Annotated in this window: 14 protein-coding genes and 1 riboswitch; of the genes, 3 read left to right on the top strand and 11 right to left on the bottom strand. The window is 68.1% G+C overall.

Annotation, left to right across the window (positions count from 1 at the left end; genetic code table 11):
* Positions 1-555: 555 nt before the first annotated feature.
* From AC1D1S_RS01790 to AC1D1S_RS01810, 5 genes are all read right to left on the bottom strand, one after another.
* Positions 556-1740: a glutamate--cysteine ligase 2 gene (locus AC1D1S_RS01790; RefSeq protein ID WP_476993580.1), complete on the bottom strand. Its 1185-nt coding sequence runs from the start codon at positions 1738-1740 to the stop codon at positions 556-558.
* A gap of 51 nt (positions 1741-1791) precedes the next feature.
* The gene (locus tag AC1D1S_RS01795; protein ID WP_028275394.1) at positions 1792-3315 is read right to left on the bottom strand and encodes a UDP-N-acetylglucosamine 1-carboxyvinyltransferase; all 1524 of its coding nucleotides are present in this window, start codon (positions 3313-3315) and stop codon (positions 1792-1794) included.
* Between the two features lie 105 nt (positions 3316-3420).
* Positions 3421-4224, bottom strand: coding sequence for an energy-coupling factor transporter transmembrane component T family protein (locus tag AC1D1S_RS01800; RefSeq protein WP_476943255.1), 804 nt, complete (start codon positions 4222-4224; stop codon positions 3421-3423).
* Positions 4221-5888, bottom strand: a complete 1668-nt coding sequence (locus AC1D1S_RS01805) for an ABC transporter ATP-binding protein (RefSeq protein WP_476993581.1) — start codon at positions 5886-5888, stop codon at positions 4221-4223. Before AC1D1S_RS01805 ends, AC1D1S_RS01800 begins: the two co-directional genes overlap by 4 nt.
* A gap of 28 nt (positions 5889-5916) precedes the next feature.
* Positions 5917-6564, bottom strand: a complete 648-nt coding sequence (locus tag AC1D1S_RS01810; protein ID WP_028275391.1) for an ECF transporter S component — start codon at positions 6562-6564, stop codon at positions 5917-5919.
* Between the two features lie 66 nt (positions 6565-6630).
* Positions 6631-6774: riboswitch (TPP riboswitch) on the bottom strand.
* Between the two features lie 187 nt (positions 6775-6961).
* On the opposite strand from AC1D1S_RS01810, the gene AC1D1S_RS01815 reads away from it, so the two are divergent.
* The gene (locus AC1D1S_RS01815) at positions 6962-7507 is read left to right on the top strand and encodes a heme-degrading domain-containing protein (protein ID WP_028275390.1); all 546 of its coding nucleotides are present in this window, start codon (positions 6962-6964) and stop codon (positions 7505-7507) included.
* 39 nt (positions 7508-7546) lie between these two features.
* On the top strand, positions 7547-7810 hold the full coding sequence (locus AC1D1S_RS01820) for a DUF4235 domain-containing protein (protein WP_028275389.1): 264 nt from the start codon (positions 7547-7549) through the stop codon (positions 7808-7810).
* 91 nt (positions 7811-7901) lie between these two features.
* Here the strand turns inward: AC1D1S_RS01820 and mnhG are convergent, their stop codons facing one another.
* Genes mnhG through AC1D1S_RS01850 form a run of 6 tightly spaced genes read right to left on the bottom strand, consistent with a single transcriptional unit; the run spans position 7902 to position 14297 of the window.
* Positions 7902-8249, bottom strand: coding sequence for a monovalent cation/H(+) antiporter subunit G (mnhG, locus tag AC1D1S_RS01825; RefSeq protein WP_476943266.1), 348 nt, complete (start codon positions 8247-8249; stop codon positions 7902-7904).
* 31 nt (positions 8250-8280) lie between these two features.
* Positions 8281-8559 (bottom strand): MrpF/PhaF family protein, encoded by a 279-nt coding sequence (locus AC1D1S_RS01830; protein ID WP_018774043.1) that lies wholly within the window; start codon positions 8557-8559, stop codon positions 8281-8283.
* Positions 8556-9101, bottom strand: a complete 546-nt coding sequence (locus tag AC1D1S_RS01835) for a Na+/H+ antiporter subunit E (RefSeq protein WP_243180567.1) — start codon at positions 9099-9101, stop codon at positions 8556-8558. Before AC1D1S_RS01835 ends, AC1D1S_RS01830 begins: the two co-directional genes overlap by 4 nt.
* Complete coding sequence (locus tag AC1D1S_RS01840) at positions 9098-10726, bottom strand: Na+/H+ antiporter subunit D (protein ID WP_476993582.1); 1629 nt, start codon at positions 10724-10726, stop codon at positions 9098-9100. The genes AC1D1S_RS01835 and AC1D1S_RS01840 overlap by 4 nt, the downstream gene beginning before the upstream one ends.
* On the bottom strand, positions 10723-11244 hold the full coding sequence (locus AC1D1S_RS01845; protein ID WP_476943260.1) for a Na(+)/H(+) antiporter subunit C: 522 nt from the start codon (positions 11242-11244) through the stop codon (positions 10723-10725). Before AC1D1S_RS01845 ends, AC1D1S_RS01840 begins: the two co-directional genes overlap by 4 nt.
* Positions 11241-14297, bottom strand: a complete 3057-nt coding sequence (locus AC1D1S_RS01850; RefSeq protein WP_476993583.1) for a Na+/H+ antiporter subunit A — start codon at positions 14295-14297, stop codon at positions 11241-11243. The genes AC1D1S_RS01845 and AC1D1S_RS01850 overlap by 4 nt, the downstream gene beginning before the upstream one ends.
* A gap of 225 nt (positions 14298-14522) precedes the next feature.
* Between AC1D1S_RS01850 and AC1D1S_RS01855 the strand changes: the two genes are divergently transcribed.
* On the top strand, positions 14523-15923 hold the full coding sequence (locus AC1D1S_RS01855; protein WP_476945927.1) for an MFS transporter: 1401 nt from the start codon (positions 14523-14525) through the stop codon (positions 15921-15923).
* The last annotated feature ends 3 nt before the right edge of the window (positions 15924-15926 follow it).

Here is a 15926-nt window from a genome sequence, read left to right on the forward strand (position 1 = left end):
AGTGCCGGGCCGGATTTGATCTTCAGGGCCGGGCGCATAAGCGAACCTGGCTTTGGGAAGTGGGAGGGGCAATTTTCTGAATCGGTTCGCGGCACCCTTGGCAGGGTGCCGCGTCGGCGAAAGGTGCAGCCACTGCGGGCTGTGCGAGCATTGCAGGACGTTGACCAGCGCATATGTGGCACAGCACAACCGCCCCCCGGCGTGTTACGTGACATTGTGAGACCTTCTGGAAACCTTCGGAAAACCTTGAACTTGCTCTTCCAGTAAAGGCGAGTGGCCTATCAGGGCGCCCGAGTAGGCAATACCCGAACCTCAGTGAACGGAATTAATGGCGGTCACAGGTAGTACTCATATTTCTTGTTTCGACTACCCGGATCAGGCTTTCGCAAGGCGAACAGGGGCGTGCCGCCCTGCCGGGAACGGTTAACTGAAAAGGGCTGGGCGGCAATCATTAAACAACCGTGATTCCCTATCAGCATTCGGCAATAAATGCGGCGCCTCTTCGGCCGTATTTTCTTTTGGCGTCCCGCACCCGCAGCTGTTGCGGGCTCCCGGTCAGGCCGGGCGCAACCGGCCCAGGACCGAACGATTGTCTGCCGGCCCCTCGGTGACGGGCCCCTGGGTGGTCAGTTCGATGGCCCGCTCGACGACGGCGGGCAGGCCGCCGGCCCGGAACGGGCCGCGCTGCAGCTGGGAACCGGTGCCCTCTGCAAGAATCCGTTCGACGCCGTCGCGCGCCAGTTCCAGCTCGCCCTGCTCCTCAAGCACCGGGGCCACGAAGTCCACGAGCGCCCTGACCACGTCCGCGGCCGGGGCCGGGGTGAAGGTTCCGAAGTCCAGGAGCTCCCCGCGCAGTCCGCAATTGCTGGCCTGCCAGGCGGCCATCCGCAGCAGCAGCGTGGGCACCGGGGCGGGATCGACGCCGTCGTTCCATTCCCGCGCGGCCGACTCCACGAGGGCGCGCACCAGCACGGCAATCAGGGCAGCATCCTCGGCCCGCAGGCAGACATCCGCGACCCGGATCTCCACGGTGGGATGCTGCCGGGCCAGCCGTGCGTCGAAATAGACCATCCCCTCATCCATCAGGACGCCGCTTTCGACCAGCCGGGTGACCACGCGGCGGTAGACGGGCAGGCTGCCGAAGATCATCGTGGGACCCGAGCCCGGCCAGCGGTTCCAGGCCTGGGTGCGGTAGCTTTCGAATCCGGTCTCGGCCCCGTTCCAGTACGGGGAATTCGCGCTGAGTGCTATCAGCACGGCCAGCTTGTCGCGGATCCGGTCCATTACCGCCACGCCCTCCTCCGGGGACTCCACAAAGGTGTGGACGTGGAGGCCGCAGGTCAGCTGGTTCCGGACGGTGAGCCCGAAGCGCTGCTGCATGGTCATATAGCGCGGATTCGGGGTCAGGTGGGTGGCTGAGCCTTGGGGCGACGTGGCGATGGCCGCGACGCGCCCGCCGTGCGCCCGGGCGGCCTGGTCCGCAAGGGACCGGCCACGCCTGAGCTGCCGGAGCAGTTCCGTGTATTCCAGGCACGGATGCGTCTGGGTCTCGATCTGTTCGAGCTTGAGCTCGTAGCTGAAGTCGGCGCCTTCGTGGACCGGTTTCTGTGCCGGGAGAACCCTGGCGGCTTCCTGCTGCGGCGGCACCAGRCTCGGCAGCATGAGGTCAGCGAGGGCAAGCARCATCCCSGATTCGGGGTCCACTATCAGCAGTTCTTCCTCCACRCCGAAGGTGCGCATGAATCTATTGTGCGTCAGGATCCGCCGAAACGCCCCACACCAACGCGGGGCTCAGTCTTGGAAATACTCGATCTTCGCCCCGATGGTGTTCAGCCGTTCGGCCAGGTCCTCATAGCCGCGTTCAATGACATAGATGTTCCGCAGCTCCGAGACGCCACGGGCCGCCAGCATGGCCAGCAGCAGGCAGGCGGCGGGGCGGAGGGCAGGCGGGCAGCCCACCTCGGCCGCCCGCCACTTGCTGGGCCCGTTGACGTAAATGCGGTGCGGATCGAGCAGCTGGACCTGGGCGCCGAGCTTGTTGAGCTCGGTCAGGTAGATGGCCCGGTTCTCGTAGACCCAGTCATGGATCATGGTCTGGCCGTGGGCGTTGGCGGCGATCACCGCGAAGAAGGGCAGGTTGTCGATGTTCAGCCCGGGGAAGGGCATGGGGTGGATCTTGTCCTCCGGCGCCCGCAGCTCCGAAGGCTTGGTGGTGACGTCCACCAGGCGGGTTCGGCCGTTGCGGGCAAAGTACTCCCCGGAAACCTCAAGCCGCTGGCCCATCTGCTCGAGCGTGGCGAGTTCGATTTCCATGAATTCGATCGGGACGCGGCGGATGGTGACTTCCGAGTTCGTCACGATGCCGGCGGTGATGAGGCTCATCGCCTCGATGGGGTCCTCGGACGGGAAGTATTCGATGTCGGCGTCGATCGACGGCCGGCCGGTGATCTTCAGCGTGGTGGTGCCAACCCCAGCGATGTCCACGCCGAGCATCTGCAGGTAGAAGCACAGATCCTGCACCATGTAGTTCGGGCTGGCATTGCGGATGATGGTGGTGCCACGGCGGTGGGCTGCGGCCATGATGGCGTTCTCGGTGACGGTGTCGCCGCGTTCGCTGAGCACGAAGGAGCGGTCGTGACCGTCCGACGGCGGCGCCTGCACCGCGTAGAACCCGGACTTCGCCTCCACGCTAAGGCCGAACTGGCGCAGTGCCTGCATGTGCGGCTGCACGGTGCGGGTGCCGAGGTCGCAGCCGCCGGCGTAGGGCAGCCGGTAGGTGTCGGCCTCGTCCAGCAGCGGGCCCAGGAGCATGATGACGCTGCGGGTCCGGCGGGCCGCCTCCACATCCATGGAGGCCAGGTCCAGGACGGCGGGGCGGCGGATCTGGAGGTCGTTCGCGTTGAGCCAGGTGCACTCGACGCCGATGCTGGTCAGCACCTCCACGATCCGGTTGACTTCCTCGATCCGGGCAAGCCTGCGCAGCGTGGTGGTGCCGCGGTTGATAAGGCTGGCGCACAACAGCGCGACGCCGGCATTCTTGCTGCTGTTGACGTCCACCGCGCCGGCGAGGGTGCGGCCGCCCTCGACGCGCAGGTGGGTCATCTGGGGCCGGCCCACCTTGACGATGCTGTGCCCGACGATCGCCTCCAGGCGCTGGATCATCTTCAGGCTCAGGTTCTGCTTGCCTTGTTCCATCCGGGCGATGGCGCTCTGGCTGGTGCCCAGCTCGGCGGCGAGTTGCCCCTGGGTCCAGCCCTTGGCGCCGCGCGCCTCGCGGAGCAGGATGCCTACGTGTTCAGCAGTCGGTTGAGTCATGCTCCCGAAAATATCACGCATGATTTATAAACCACGGCAATTCCGGCCGGAATGGCGTCAATCTCACACGGATACCCACGCCATGCGATAACCGGCGGCGACGGTCTACTGGCGGGTGAGGAAGACGAGGTTCCAGGTGCCCGCGCCGAGGGCCGCGGCGACGGCGGCGGCTGCGATGCCGAGCCCGCCCAGCAGCACCCAGGCATCGAGTCCGCTGAACGTTGAGGGCCGGGCCCAGGTCCGGGCGGCACCGCCGAACCCGCGGGCCTCCATGGTCACCGCGAGCCGCGAGGCGCTCCGGATCGCCTGCACCAGCAGGCCGAAACTCTGGCCCAGCGTGGCGCGGAACCGCTGATAGGGGTTGCCGCTCGAGCCCACGCCGCGGGCCCGCCGGGCCATGCCGATGGTCTGCCATTGCTCGGCCATGATTCCGACGAGCCGCATCGCGGCCAGGGTGCCCAGGACGAACCGGTGCGGCAGTTTCGCGTTCTGGGCCAGGGCGTCGGCCAGGTCCGTGGGGTCGGTGCAGCTCATCAGCAGCACCGCGGGCAAGGCGATCGCGAGTCCGCGGAGCATGAAGCCGATCCCCAACTGCAGGGAACCGGCGCTGATGGACCAGATCCCCGCATCGAGCAGGACGGGTCCGGAATCGGGCGCCAGGATGGCCGTGCTCCAGCCGCCCAGCGCCGCGGCGAGGATCAGCGGCCAGCCGCGCTGCCACAGCAAGGCCACAGTCAGGCCCGCCAGCGGCAGGAGCAGCAGTTCGAACGCCAGCGCCACCGACGCCGACACCCAGTCAATGGAGAGCGCCAGGACCAGGGTGATCAGGGTGACCGCCGTGAACTTGGCGAGCGGGTTGGCTCGGGTCAGCAGCGCATGGTTGCCGCGCAGGCTCAGTGCGTCCCTCATGGCGAAGCTCCCTCCGGCAGCTGAAGATCCGGGCCGGGCGCGTCCGCGGCGGCGGTTTCCCGTGGCCGGAGGCGGAGTTCGGCGCCACCGAGGACGGCGCTGAATTCGGCGTCATGCGTCACGGACACGACGGCGGTGCCGGCGTCAAGGAGCTCGGAGAGGAACGAGGCGAGTTCGGCCCAGGTATTGGCATCCTGGCCGAACGTGGGCTCGTCCAGGACCAGCACCTGGGGGTGCGCAGCCAGCACAGTGGCTACCGAAAGGCGCCGCTTCTCTCCGCCGGAGAGCGTGTAGGGGTTGGCGTCCACAAGCTCCGTCAGCCGCAGCCGCTCCAGCAGTTCGTCCACGCGGTCTTCGCCGTAGCCGAGGTGGCGCGGCCCGAACATGAGCTCGTCGAGGACCTTGCCGGTAACGAACTGGTGCTCGGGTTCCTGGAAGACGGTTCCGATCCTGGCGATCAGCTGCTGGGCCTTCCACCGGTAGGGATCGGGTCCGGCGCCGCCGCGTACGCGGCCACTGGAGCGACCGCTGGAGTGACCGGTGGCGGGACTGCTCAGCTCCGCCGTGGCCGAGACTGTTCCCGCGACGGGCCGCAGGAGACCGGCCAGCGTCAGCGCCAGGGTGGACTTTCCCGTGCCGTTCTGTCCGGTGATGGTCAGCGCCTCGCCGGCGCGGACCCGGACGGAGAGCCCGGACTGGACCGGACGCGGCGCGATGGTGCGGAAGCCGTCGCGCAGCCCGGTCCGCCGCGGCCGTTCCCGGGACACCGCGAGCGCGTCGGCCGTGAGCAGAGTCTGTCCCGCGCCCCGCGCCGGTGTCCGCATCCGCGTCGCCGGGACGTAGCCCGGCACCCAGACGCCCGCACCGATGAGCATGTCCCGCGCCTCGGCCAGGACCCGGTCCGGCGGTCCGTCAATCAAGACCGCCGAGTCCGTGGCGGACCCTGGCTGCAGCACGACGATCCTGTCCACCAGGTCTTTCCAGACCCCCACCCGGTGCTCCACGACCACCAGCGTGGCGCCAGTCTTGTCCAGGCAGCGGCCGACGGCGTCGCGGACCTCCAGGACGCCCGCGGGGTCGAGGTTGGCGGTCGGCTCGTCGAGCAGCAGCAGCCCTGGCCGCATCGCGAGGATCCCGGCGAGCGCCAGCCGTTGCTTTTGTCCGCCGGAGAGGGCCGCCGTCGGGTGGTCCAGCGGCAGCTGTCCCAGCCCGACGTCGTCGAGGGCCTCGCGCACGCGCGGCCAGATCTCCGCCGCCGGGACGGCGAGGTTCTCCGCCCCGAAGGCGACGTCGTCGCCGAGGCGGGAGAGCACCACCTGCGTTTCCGGGTCCTGCTGCACCAGCCCGGCGCGGCCGCGCTGCGCCCGTGGCGCGGCGCCGTCGATCAGGAGGCTGCCGGTCTCGTCTGTGTTCTCGGCGTCGCCGGGGTCGCCGGGGTCACCGGGGTCACCGGAGGCGCCGGACGCGCCGTCGCCCAGCACGCCGGCCAGGGCGTGGAGCAGCGTCGACTTGCCGGCGCCGGAGGGCCCCAGCAGGAGCACGCGCTCCCCCGGCTGGATGTCCAGGTCAAGGCCGCTGACCGCGGGTCTGGTCCGTCCGGCATGCCGCCAGCCCCAGCCGCGGGCCGTGACGGCGGCCGGCCGGACGCCCGGTGAAGATCTCATGATTCTCTGCAGGATTCAGCGACGGGGCTCAGGAAAAGACGGGCTCCGTGGCGGCCTTGCGGGAGGCAAAGGAGCCCAGCACTCCGGTCTTCGCCAGGCCGCGGGTGGCGAGCCAGGCCAGTCCGCCGGCAATCACTGCGCCGGAGATCGTGGTGAAGACGATGTAGGCGAGCTTGTCGCCGGCTTCGTAGGCGATGTTCCAGCCCCACGGCAGGAAGGAATCGTTCAGGCCGCAGAAGAGGCCCGCGCCGGCGCCGGCCAGCACGGAGACGGGCAGGTTGAACTTCTTGTAGAGGAAGGCCGCGAAGACCAGTTCGGCGCCGAGGCCCTGCAGGATGCCGGAGATCAGCACCGTGGTGCCGTACTGCGAACCCATGATGAGCTCGCCGGTGGCCGCGACGGTTTCGCAGAAGAGCGCGGCGCCCGGCTTGCGGATGATGAGCATGCCCAGCACCGCCGGGATCATCCAGCCGCCGGCGTAGAGTCCGCTCAACGGCGGGTAGACCGCGTTGACCGGAGTCGAGATCAGGTTCGCGCCCTGGGACCAGGCCCAGAAAATGACGCCGCCGGCAACAGCGATCAACGCGGCCACCACAATGTCCACCACCCGCCAGCTGTAGTTGCGCCGGGCGGATGAACGGCTGGCGGAACCATGCTGTGCTGAAATATCTGTCATGTCGTCCTCCTGAGGAACAGGAGGGGAGGGTGCGCCGGCCGGTCTCGGCTTCCGCCGCCCTCCGCGCACCCTGAGAACTCGACTCCCTTGCGCCGGTACTAACCGGATCAGGTTCGAGGGTCTGCGGCTGTCCGCACTCTCAGCGCCCACCAAAGGTTTCCCCGGATTGTTCCGGCGATGCCCGACGGCGGCGCTCCCCTGTCGTAATTATTTTCGCCCTTGTGGGCTGGCTTAGTTTACACCCGGACGGCCGGGTTTTCAGTGGTGTGCCGTCACAATCGCGGAGCGGACGGCGGCAGTCCCGGCGGCCCGGAAAACCTTCTTGGTAGAGTCGTCGTGCCGGACCCCCGGACCCGCCAGCGGGCGGCCTCGTCACCCACCGGAAAGCTGGAATATTTTGTCGCACACACCGGTCACCCAAGATCCCTCCGGGGAATACGATCCCGACTCCAGCGAGCCGCAGCCGCAGGGTTCCCTGGCGGCGCTCATCGGCCGCGTGCTGGCCGAGATAGAGGCGCTCCAGTTCGCGTCGTTCAGCAAGGATGACGCCCTGGACCTCGGGCTCCTCCTTGTCGAGCTGGGCAGGCAACGCTCGCTGCCCATCGCCGTCGACATCACCAAAGGCCAGCAGGTGCTCTTCCACGCCGCACTGGACGGCGCCACACCGGACAATGAGCGCTGGATCAACGCCAAGAAGCGCACCGCCATGCGGTACGAGGTCCCGTCCCTGCTGGTTGGCCTCCGGGCCCGCGCCGCCGGCGGAAGGATCGAGGACAACGCCTGGTGGGATCAGTCGGAGTTCGCCGCCCACGGCGGGGCGTTCCCCATTTACGTGCGCGGCACGGGCGCCGTCGCCGTCGTCACCGTCTCCGGCCTGCCCCAGAAGGCGGATCACGAACTCGTGGTCGAGGCCCTGCGGATGGTCCTCACCCCGGAACGCTAGGCTAGGGGAAAACCGTTCCCGTCCCAAGGAGACCGAAGAATGAACATCCTCATCAAGCTGCTCGGCACCGGCGTCAGCCTCCTGGCCGGCTTTGCCGGCACCAAGCTGGTGGACACCTTGTGGGAAAAGTCCACGGGCAACAAGCCGCCCAAGGGCCAGGAGGACGACGTCCCCACCACCCTGCGCTCGGCCCTGACGTTCGCCCTGATCTCCGCATCGGTCAGCGCCATCATCCAGGTGCTCGCCAACCGCGGCACCCAGCGCGCGATCACCCGCTTCGCCAAGACCCAGGACGTCGTCTGACCCGACCTGCCGCGGCGCCCGCCGCGGCAGTCGAAGGCCCCGGCCGCGTCCGTCGACGTGCCGGCCGGGTCCGCCGGGCCCAGTCGGGGGCTCAGCGGTCGTCGCCGTCCGCTCCGTGCGTGGCCGCCTGCTGGGCGGCCTTCTGGACTACCGCCTCGAGTTCGTCGGAGCTCAGCAGCTCCGGGTGCAGGTGCTTGGTCCGGTAGCCGGCCCGGCCCACCATGTGGGCGGACACGGGGACGGTGAGCAGCTGGAAGAGCCAGGCCACCAGCAGGACGGGCCACACCGACCAGGTGCGCATCTGCAGGCCGAGGGCCGCCAGCAGCAGGAACAGGCCGAGGACCTGCGGTTTGGTGGCCGCGTGCATTCTGCTCATGAGGTCCGGGAAGCGCAGCAGCCCGATGGCGGCCGCGAGGGACATCAGGGCTCCGGTCACCATGAACACGGCGGAGACGGCGTCGATCACTGTGTCAGGATTCACGGACGCCCTCCCGCCTGTCGGCCACGAACCGGGCCACGGTGACCGAGCCGACGAAGCCGATCAGGGAAATCGCAACGAGCAGCATCAGGTTGTTCAGGTGCCGGTTGGCGGCCATGTCGATGCACAGGGCCGCGCCGAAGATGGCCAGCAGCACGTCGGCGGCCAGAACCCGGTCCAGCAGCGAGGGCCCCCGCGCGATCCGGACGATCGCCCCCGCGGCGGCCAGGGACAGGACGACGGCGGTCACCGTCAGGACGGTCTGCATCATGCGGCGGTCTCCAGCGTCAGGGCGGAAAGTTCGGCTTTGGTCCCCATGATCCGGATCAGCCCGGCCTCGGTGTCCCGGACCTCTTTGCGCAGCTTGGCCGCGTCCTCGGCATTGCGGACGTTGATGCCGTGGATGTAGAGCGTGGACGTCGACCTGTCCACCTCCACCACGAGGGACCCTGGAATCAGCGAGATCACGTGCCCGGTGGCCGTGACCAGGAGGTCCGAATGGCTGCGGAGCGGCACGGCTACGACCGCGCTGACCACGTTGGGGCCGCGGACCACGGCCAGGTACAGGACTTGGAAGCTTGCCGCGACGACTTTTCCGAGGAAGATGAGGGCGAACGGCACGGCGCGGAGCACGTTGAAGCGGCCGCCGAGTTCCACCGGGGGCAGATAAAAAATGCGCGCCACGAGCACCGCGATGAGGGCGCCGAAGAGGAGATTGCCCGGGCTGAAGTTCTGCCAGAGCGCGCCCCAGACAAAGACGAGCCAGACCAGCAGCGGCAGTTCCTGGCGCAGCGAGATTCTTTTCCGGTTCATTTCCCGCCGCCCTCCCGGACCTGCGCCGGATGGAGCGACGGAGGCACCGGCGGCACGAGCGCGTCCGGGCCGAGCACGGCCTGGATATAGGAGGTCCGGTCCAGCATCTCCTGGGCGGACTGGTCGGCCACCCTGAACAGCGGCCCGGCAAAGACCGTCAGGGCCACGCCAAAGACCACCAGGCCCAGGGTGGAGCCCACCATGGTGCGGGGCAGCAGGGTCACATTCGTCTTGCCGGCCCGGTCACCCGTGGCGGAGTCGGCCGGCGCTGCCAGGAGCACCGGATCCGGGTGTTCGGCGTCCCCGGGCTTGCGCCAGAACGCCCGGTTCCAGACCCTCGCGATCGCCAGCAGGGTCAGCAGGCTCGTCAGCACGCCGCCGATCACCAGGGCGTAGGCCAGCGGCGTCCCCAGTTCCACGCCTGCCTGAAGCAGCCCCAGCTTGCCCAGGAAACCCGAGAACGGCGGGATTCCGGCGAGGTTCATGGCGGGAATGAAGAACAGGACCCCCAAGACCGGGGAGAGCTTGGCCAGTCCCGCCACACGGTCCATGGACGAGCTGCCGCCACGGCGTTCAATCAGGCCGGTCACCAGGAACAGGCTGGTCTGGACAGTGATGTGGTGGGCCACGTAGAACACCGCGGCGCCCAGGCCGGCCACGGTGGACATGGCCAGGCCGAACACCATGTAGCCAATATGGCTGACCAGGGTGAAGGACAGGAGCCTCTTGATGTCACTTTGGGCCAGGGCGCCGAGGATGCCCACCACCATGGTCAGCAGCGCCGCGACCATGAGCGGGGCGTTGAGCGCATCCCCCGGGAAAAGCAGCGTTTCCGTGCGGACCATCGCATAGACGCCCACCTTGGTCAGCAGCCCGGCAAACACCGCGGTGACCGGGGCCGGGGCGGTGGGGTAGGAGTCAGGGAGCCAAAAGGACAGCGGGAAGACGGCAGCCTTGATGCCGAAGGCCACCAGCAGCATGACGTGCAGCAGCGTCCGGGTGCCCTGGTCGAGGTCGCCGAGCTTGATGGCGAGGTCCGCCATGTTGATGGTTCCGGTGGCGCCGTAGATCATCGCGATCGCGATCAGGAACAGCACCGAGGACACGACGGAGACCACCACGTAGGTCACGCCGGCCCGGATGCGCGGGCCTGTCCCGCCGAGGGTGATGAGCACGTAGCTGGCCGTCAGCAGGATCTCGAAGCCGACGTAGAGGTTGAAGAGGTCTCCGGTGAGGAAGGCGTTGGACACCCCGGCCACGAGGATCAGGTAGGTCGGGTGGAAGATCGAGACCGGCGCGTCGCGGTCGCCGTCGGCCATGCCCTGTCCCGTTGCGTAGATCAGCACCGCAAGGCTCACGGCCGAGGACACCACGAGCATGAGGGAGGAGAACTGGTCCACCACCAGCACGACGCCCCAGGGCGGCAGCCAGCCGCCGATGTTCACCGCGGCCGTCCCGCCATCCCAGACGGAGGCCAGCAGCCAGCATTCCAGCAGCAGTGTCAGCGTCAGCACGGCGATGCTGACCGCGCGCTGGACCCGGGGGTGATGGATGAGCAGGAAGGTCAGAGCGGCGCCCAGGATGGGGAGTACGACGGCGAGCGGGGCAAGGCTGGYGATGTTCACTCTCCGCCTCCTTCCGGGCTGGGGTCAACGTTGAGGGAGCCGGGCTGTTCTTCAGAGGCGGCCTTGTCGGCCCGCACGGGGCGGTCACCGGACATGACCGTGGCCAGCGGGAACTCCGACGTCTCGACCGGGATCACGGAGTCATCCTCGGCATCGAAGCTTGGCGTTTCCGCGACGCGGCGGTCCTCGGCGTCGTCCTGGATTTCATCCTGGCGGGCCAGGACCCAGGTGCGGTAGATGATGCCCAGCATGAACGCCGTGACGGCGAAGGAGATCACGATCGAGGTCAGGATCAGGGCCTGCGGCAGGGGGTCGTTGTAGTCTCCCGCCGCGGTGTCCTTGTCGAAGAGCGGCGCCAGCCCGGCGTAGCCGCCGGTGGCGAGGATCAGCAGGTTCGTGGCGTTGGCCAGCAGCATGAGGCCCAGCAGGACCCGGGTGAGGCTGCGTTCGAGGAGCAGGTAGATGCCACAGGCGTAAAGGGCGCCCATGACCGTCAGCAGGGTCAGGTTGACGCTCATGTTCTCCCCTTGGCAGTGGTTTCCGCGTCGGCGGACTCGTCGGCGGACCCGGCGGGGACACCGGCCGGGAATCCTCCGCTGCCCTGGTCTTCGGCGGCCCCCTCTTCGGTCGTCTCGGGTTGCTCTTCGAAGTGCTCGTCGATCTCCGCGCCGAGGCTGCGCAGCACATCCAGGGCCAGTCCGACGACCACGACGTAGACACCGATGTCGAAAATGGTCGAGGTGACGAACTTGATGTCGCCGAAGACGGGCAGCCACAGCTCCACGATGGCGCTCTGGAACACTTCGCCGCCCAGCAGCAGCGGCGTCATTCCGGCGGCAGCCGCCGTGGCCAGTCCGATCCCCAGCAGGGTGCCGGCGCCGACGGGTGTCGCCTCGCGCAGTTCGAAGCGGCCGCCGGCCAGATAGCGGATGGTCAGGGCGAGGCCGGCGGTGAGGCCGCCGGCGAAGCCGCCGCCGGGCAGGTTGTGGCCGGCAAGGAGCAGATAGATGGAGAACACGATCATCGAGTGGAAGATGAGGCGGGTGACCACCTCGAAAATGATCGAGCGGCGTTCGGGTGCCAGGGTCCGGCCGGCCACCAGCCAGGCGTCGCGAGTGGCGGCAGCGAACCGCCGGTTCATCGCCAGGGCGGCGTCTTCCCTGGTGCTGCCCCTGGCCCCGGTGCGCCGGCCCACTGTCCCTTCCGCGACGCTCGCGGATGTCCGGATGCGGTCACCGCGGCCGCGGACGAAGATGAGGCTTGCGACGCCGGTGGCGGCCAGGGCCAGGACCGAGATCTCGCCGAAGGTGTCCCAGACCCGGATGTCCACCAGGGTCACGTTGACGACGTTGAGTCCGCCGCCGCCCTCATAGGCCAGTTGCGGGAACTGCAGGGAGACCGGCGGCGCCACCCGGGCGCCGAGGGCGTGGATGGCCACGAAAATCATGGTGACGCCGAATGCCAGGCCGATCACCACGCGGATGACCCTGTACTTGCCGCCGGTGCGGTCCCGCAGCCCCGGCGGAAGGCTCCGCATGGCCAGCACGAACGCCACCAGGATCATGGTTTCGACCAGCATCTGGGTCAGGGCGAGGTCCGGGGCTCCCTGCAGGGCGAACATCATGGCAATCCCGTAGCCGGTGACGGACACCATCAGGACGGCCAGGAACCGTTTGTTGGCGCGCACCGCGGCCAGCGCCCCGATCACGATTCCGGCGCCGGCCACCAACTGCAGCGGCGAGCCGGGATCGATGACATAGAGACCGGGCGGCAGCGGTTTGTTGGCCAGCAGCAGCGCCGTCAGCGGCAGGACGAACGCCACGGTCAGGATGACGGACAGGTAGAAGAAGAGCGAACCTCGCTGGGTCCGGCCGGTGATCCATACCGCGGTGTCGTCCAGGGCGCCGATCGTCAGCTGGTAGGCACGGTCGCTGTCGATCCAGCCCGGCACCAGCGCCTGCAGCCGGGCCACGGCGTTGCGGCCGTAGAACATGGCCAGGCCCAGGACGAACGTCACTGCGGTCAGGCCGAGGGCCGGGGTGATGCCGTGCCACAGCGCCAGGTGCCCGGGCGGGGCCTCGGAGCCGTGCACAAAAAGCTCCGCGTAGGGCTGGATCCAGGCGTCAACGGGGGCAGGCCACAGCCCGTAAAGGATTGTGAGGAGGCTCAGGATCGCCGGTGCGGCGAGGAACGCCGGTTTGACCGGCTTGAAGGCCGTGGGCTCCACGCCGGGTTTGAGGGCGAAGGCTCCCCACATGAACCGGGCGCTGTAGGCGAAGGTCAGGATGGAGCCCAGGACCACACCGGCCAGGAGCCAGGGTCCGGTCCCGGTCTCCGACTTGTACTGGAGGAAGGCCTCGAACACCGATTCCTTGGCGACGAAGCCGGCCAGCGGGGGCACGCCCGCCATCGAGGCCGCGCCGATCGCCGCGACGACCGCCAGTGCCCTGGCCGATCCGTAGACGCCGGAGAGCTCGCGGATGTCCCGCGTCCCGGACTGGTGGTCGATGATGCCCACCACCAGGAAGAGCGTGGCTTTGAAAAGCCCGTGCGCCAGGAGCAGGGCTATTCCGGCGAGTGCCGCGTCGGGGGTGCCGAGGCCCACCACCATGGTCATGAAGCCCAGCTGGCTCACGGTGCCGTAGGCGAGGATGAGCTTGATATCTGTCTGCCGGAGGGCCCGGTAGCCGCCCACCAGCATGGTGGCCAGGCCCAGGCCGAGCACGATCGGCAGCCACGCCGCGGTGTCCGCGAATCCGGGGGCCAGCCGGGCCACAAGGTAGATCCCGGCCTTCACCATGGCCGCGGCGTGCAGGTAGGCGCTCACGGGGGTGGGGGCAGCCATTGCGCCGGGGAGCCAGAAGTGGAACGGCACCAGGGCGGATTTGGTGATCGCACCGATCAGGATGAGGACGACGGCGGCGTTCACGACCCCGCCTGCGGGGCCGGCGACCAGGGTGGGAGCCAGATCCATGATGGCCTGGATCCGGTAGGTTCCGGCCGTTGAACCGAGCATGATGAGCCCCACGAGCATGGCCAGGCCGCCGGCGGTGGTCACCACGAGTGCCTGCAACGCCGAGCGCCGCGCGGACAGCCGGGTGCGGGCGTAGCCGATCAGCAGGTAGGACAGCACTGTGGTCAGTTCCCAGAAGATGAACAGCAGCAGAAGGTCATCAGCGGTAACGAGGCCGAACATCGCCCCGGCAAAGGCCAGGAGCTGGGCGCCGAAACCGCCGAGGTAGTCGTCCTTGTCCTTGAAGTAGCGGGCGCAATAGACCAGCACCAGCGCACCCACCCCCAGCACCAGCAGGGACATGATCCAGGCCAGGGCATCCATCCGGAACGCGAGTTCGAGCTGCAAGCCGGGAATCCAGGGGATGACTTCGGTGATCGCCCCGTCAGAACCTGAATAGACTGTGCCTGAATAGACTTCGTCGTGCTGCAGCAGCAGCCAGATAAAGGAGGCCGCGGGGACCGCGGCCAGGGCGAAGAACGAATTCCTGCCAAACTTTCGGAACAGCAGCGGGGCCACAGCAGCCACCGCAAAGTGCACGGCAAGGACTGTGATCACTGGTATCTCCGCAACGTCAGAAAGTCGATTGTCAGCAAGTTGGAGCAGGCGGGTCATTTGTTAGGTTCGGTGCCGTCAGTTTACCAAGCGTGTACAAATTCTTTTGGCCGGGTCATCGGCCGCTGAACAATTCGACGCAAATGTGAAGCCGGGGTTAAACCCCGGCTGGCAAAACCCCCTCCCGCTCCCCCTCGGAGGACGCCCTGGGCGGCTACGATTCTGGCTATGAACACTGCCGCCGCCCCAGAGGCCATGCGCCCCTCGGAACTGGAATCGGGAAGTCCCGTCCCGCACCGGGGCCGGATCCTCGCGTGGGCCTCGTGGGACTGGGGTTCGTCAGCCTTCAACGCCGTCATGACAACATTCGTTTTCACCGTCTACCTGACCTCCAGGGCATTCGGCGGGGAGGACCAGGCCTCGGCAGTCCTGGGCGCCGCGCTGGCCGTCGCCGGCGTGGCCGTTGCCCTCCTGGCCCCGGTCACCGGGCAGCGCTCGGACACGGGCGGCCGGCGGAAGCTGTGGCTGGGGGTCAACACGGCCGCCGTCGTCGTCCTGACCGGGCTCTGCTTCTTTGTCTTCCCGCGGCCGGACTACCTGATCCTGGGCGTCACGCTCATAGCGCTGGGCAACGTCTTCTTCGAGTTTGCCGGGGTCAACTACAACGCCATGCTCACCCAGATCTCCACCCCGCGGAACATCGGCAAAGTGAGCGGCTTCGGCTGGGGCATGGGGTATCTCGGCGGCATCGTCGCGCTGCTGGTTGTGCTCCAGCTTTTTGTCCAGCCCAGCGTGAACTGGTTTGGCGCCTCCACCGCGGACAGCCTGAACATCCGGCTGGTGGCGGTGTTTTCGGCCCTGTGGTTCCTCGTCTTTGCCCTGCCCGTGCTGTTCGCGGTCCCGGAGCTGCCGCGCTCGGACCGGGGCGCCGGACTGGGGTTCCTCGCCTCCTACGGCCTGCTCGTCCGGCGCATCAAGGCGATCTACCGGACCAGCCCGCACACTATCTACTTCCTCCTCGCGAGCGCCATCTTCCGGGACGGGCTGGCAGCTGTCTTCACCTTCGGCGGGGTGATCGCGGCCGGCACCTTTGGCTTCGAGCTCAAGGACGTCATCTTCTTCGCGATCTTCGGAAATGTCGTGGCGGCCGGCGGCGCCATCCTCGGCGGCTTCCTGGATGACAGGATCGGGCCGAAGACTGTGATTATCGCGTCCCTCGCCGGCCTGCTGGTCGCGGGTACCGCGATCCTGGTCCTCGGCAACGGCAGTTACACGTTCTTTGGCATGGCCTGGGCCGGGACCACCACGTTCTGGGTCTTCGGCCTGCTGCTGTGCCTCTTCGTGGGGCCGGCCCAGTCGTCCTCCCGCGCCTACCTCGCCAGGCTCGCCCCGCACGGCGAATCCGGCGAGCTCTTCGGCCTCTACGCCACCACGGGCCGGGCCGTAAGCTTCCTCGCCCCCGCCCTCTTCACGCTGTGCATCGCCGTCGCCGCGCCCTTCGTAGCGGAGGGCCAGGCCCAGCGCTGGGGCATCCTCGGCATCATGGTGGTGCTGCTCGTGGGCCTGCTCGTGCTCCTGCCGGTCAAGGCCCCCGACCAGACCGAAATCGCGGTGGTCCCCGAGTCCTGAGGC

It is taken from the genome of Arthrobacter sp. P1_A5 (genome assembly GCF_056406825.1).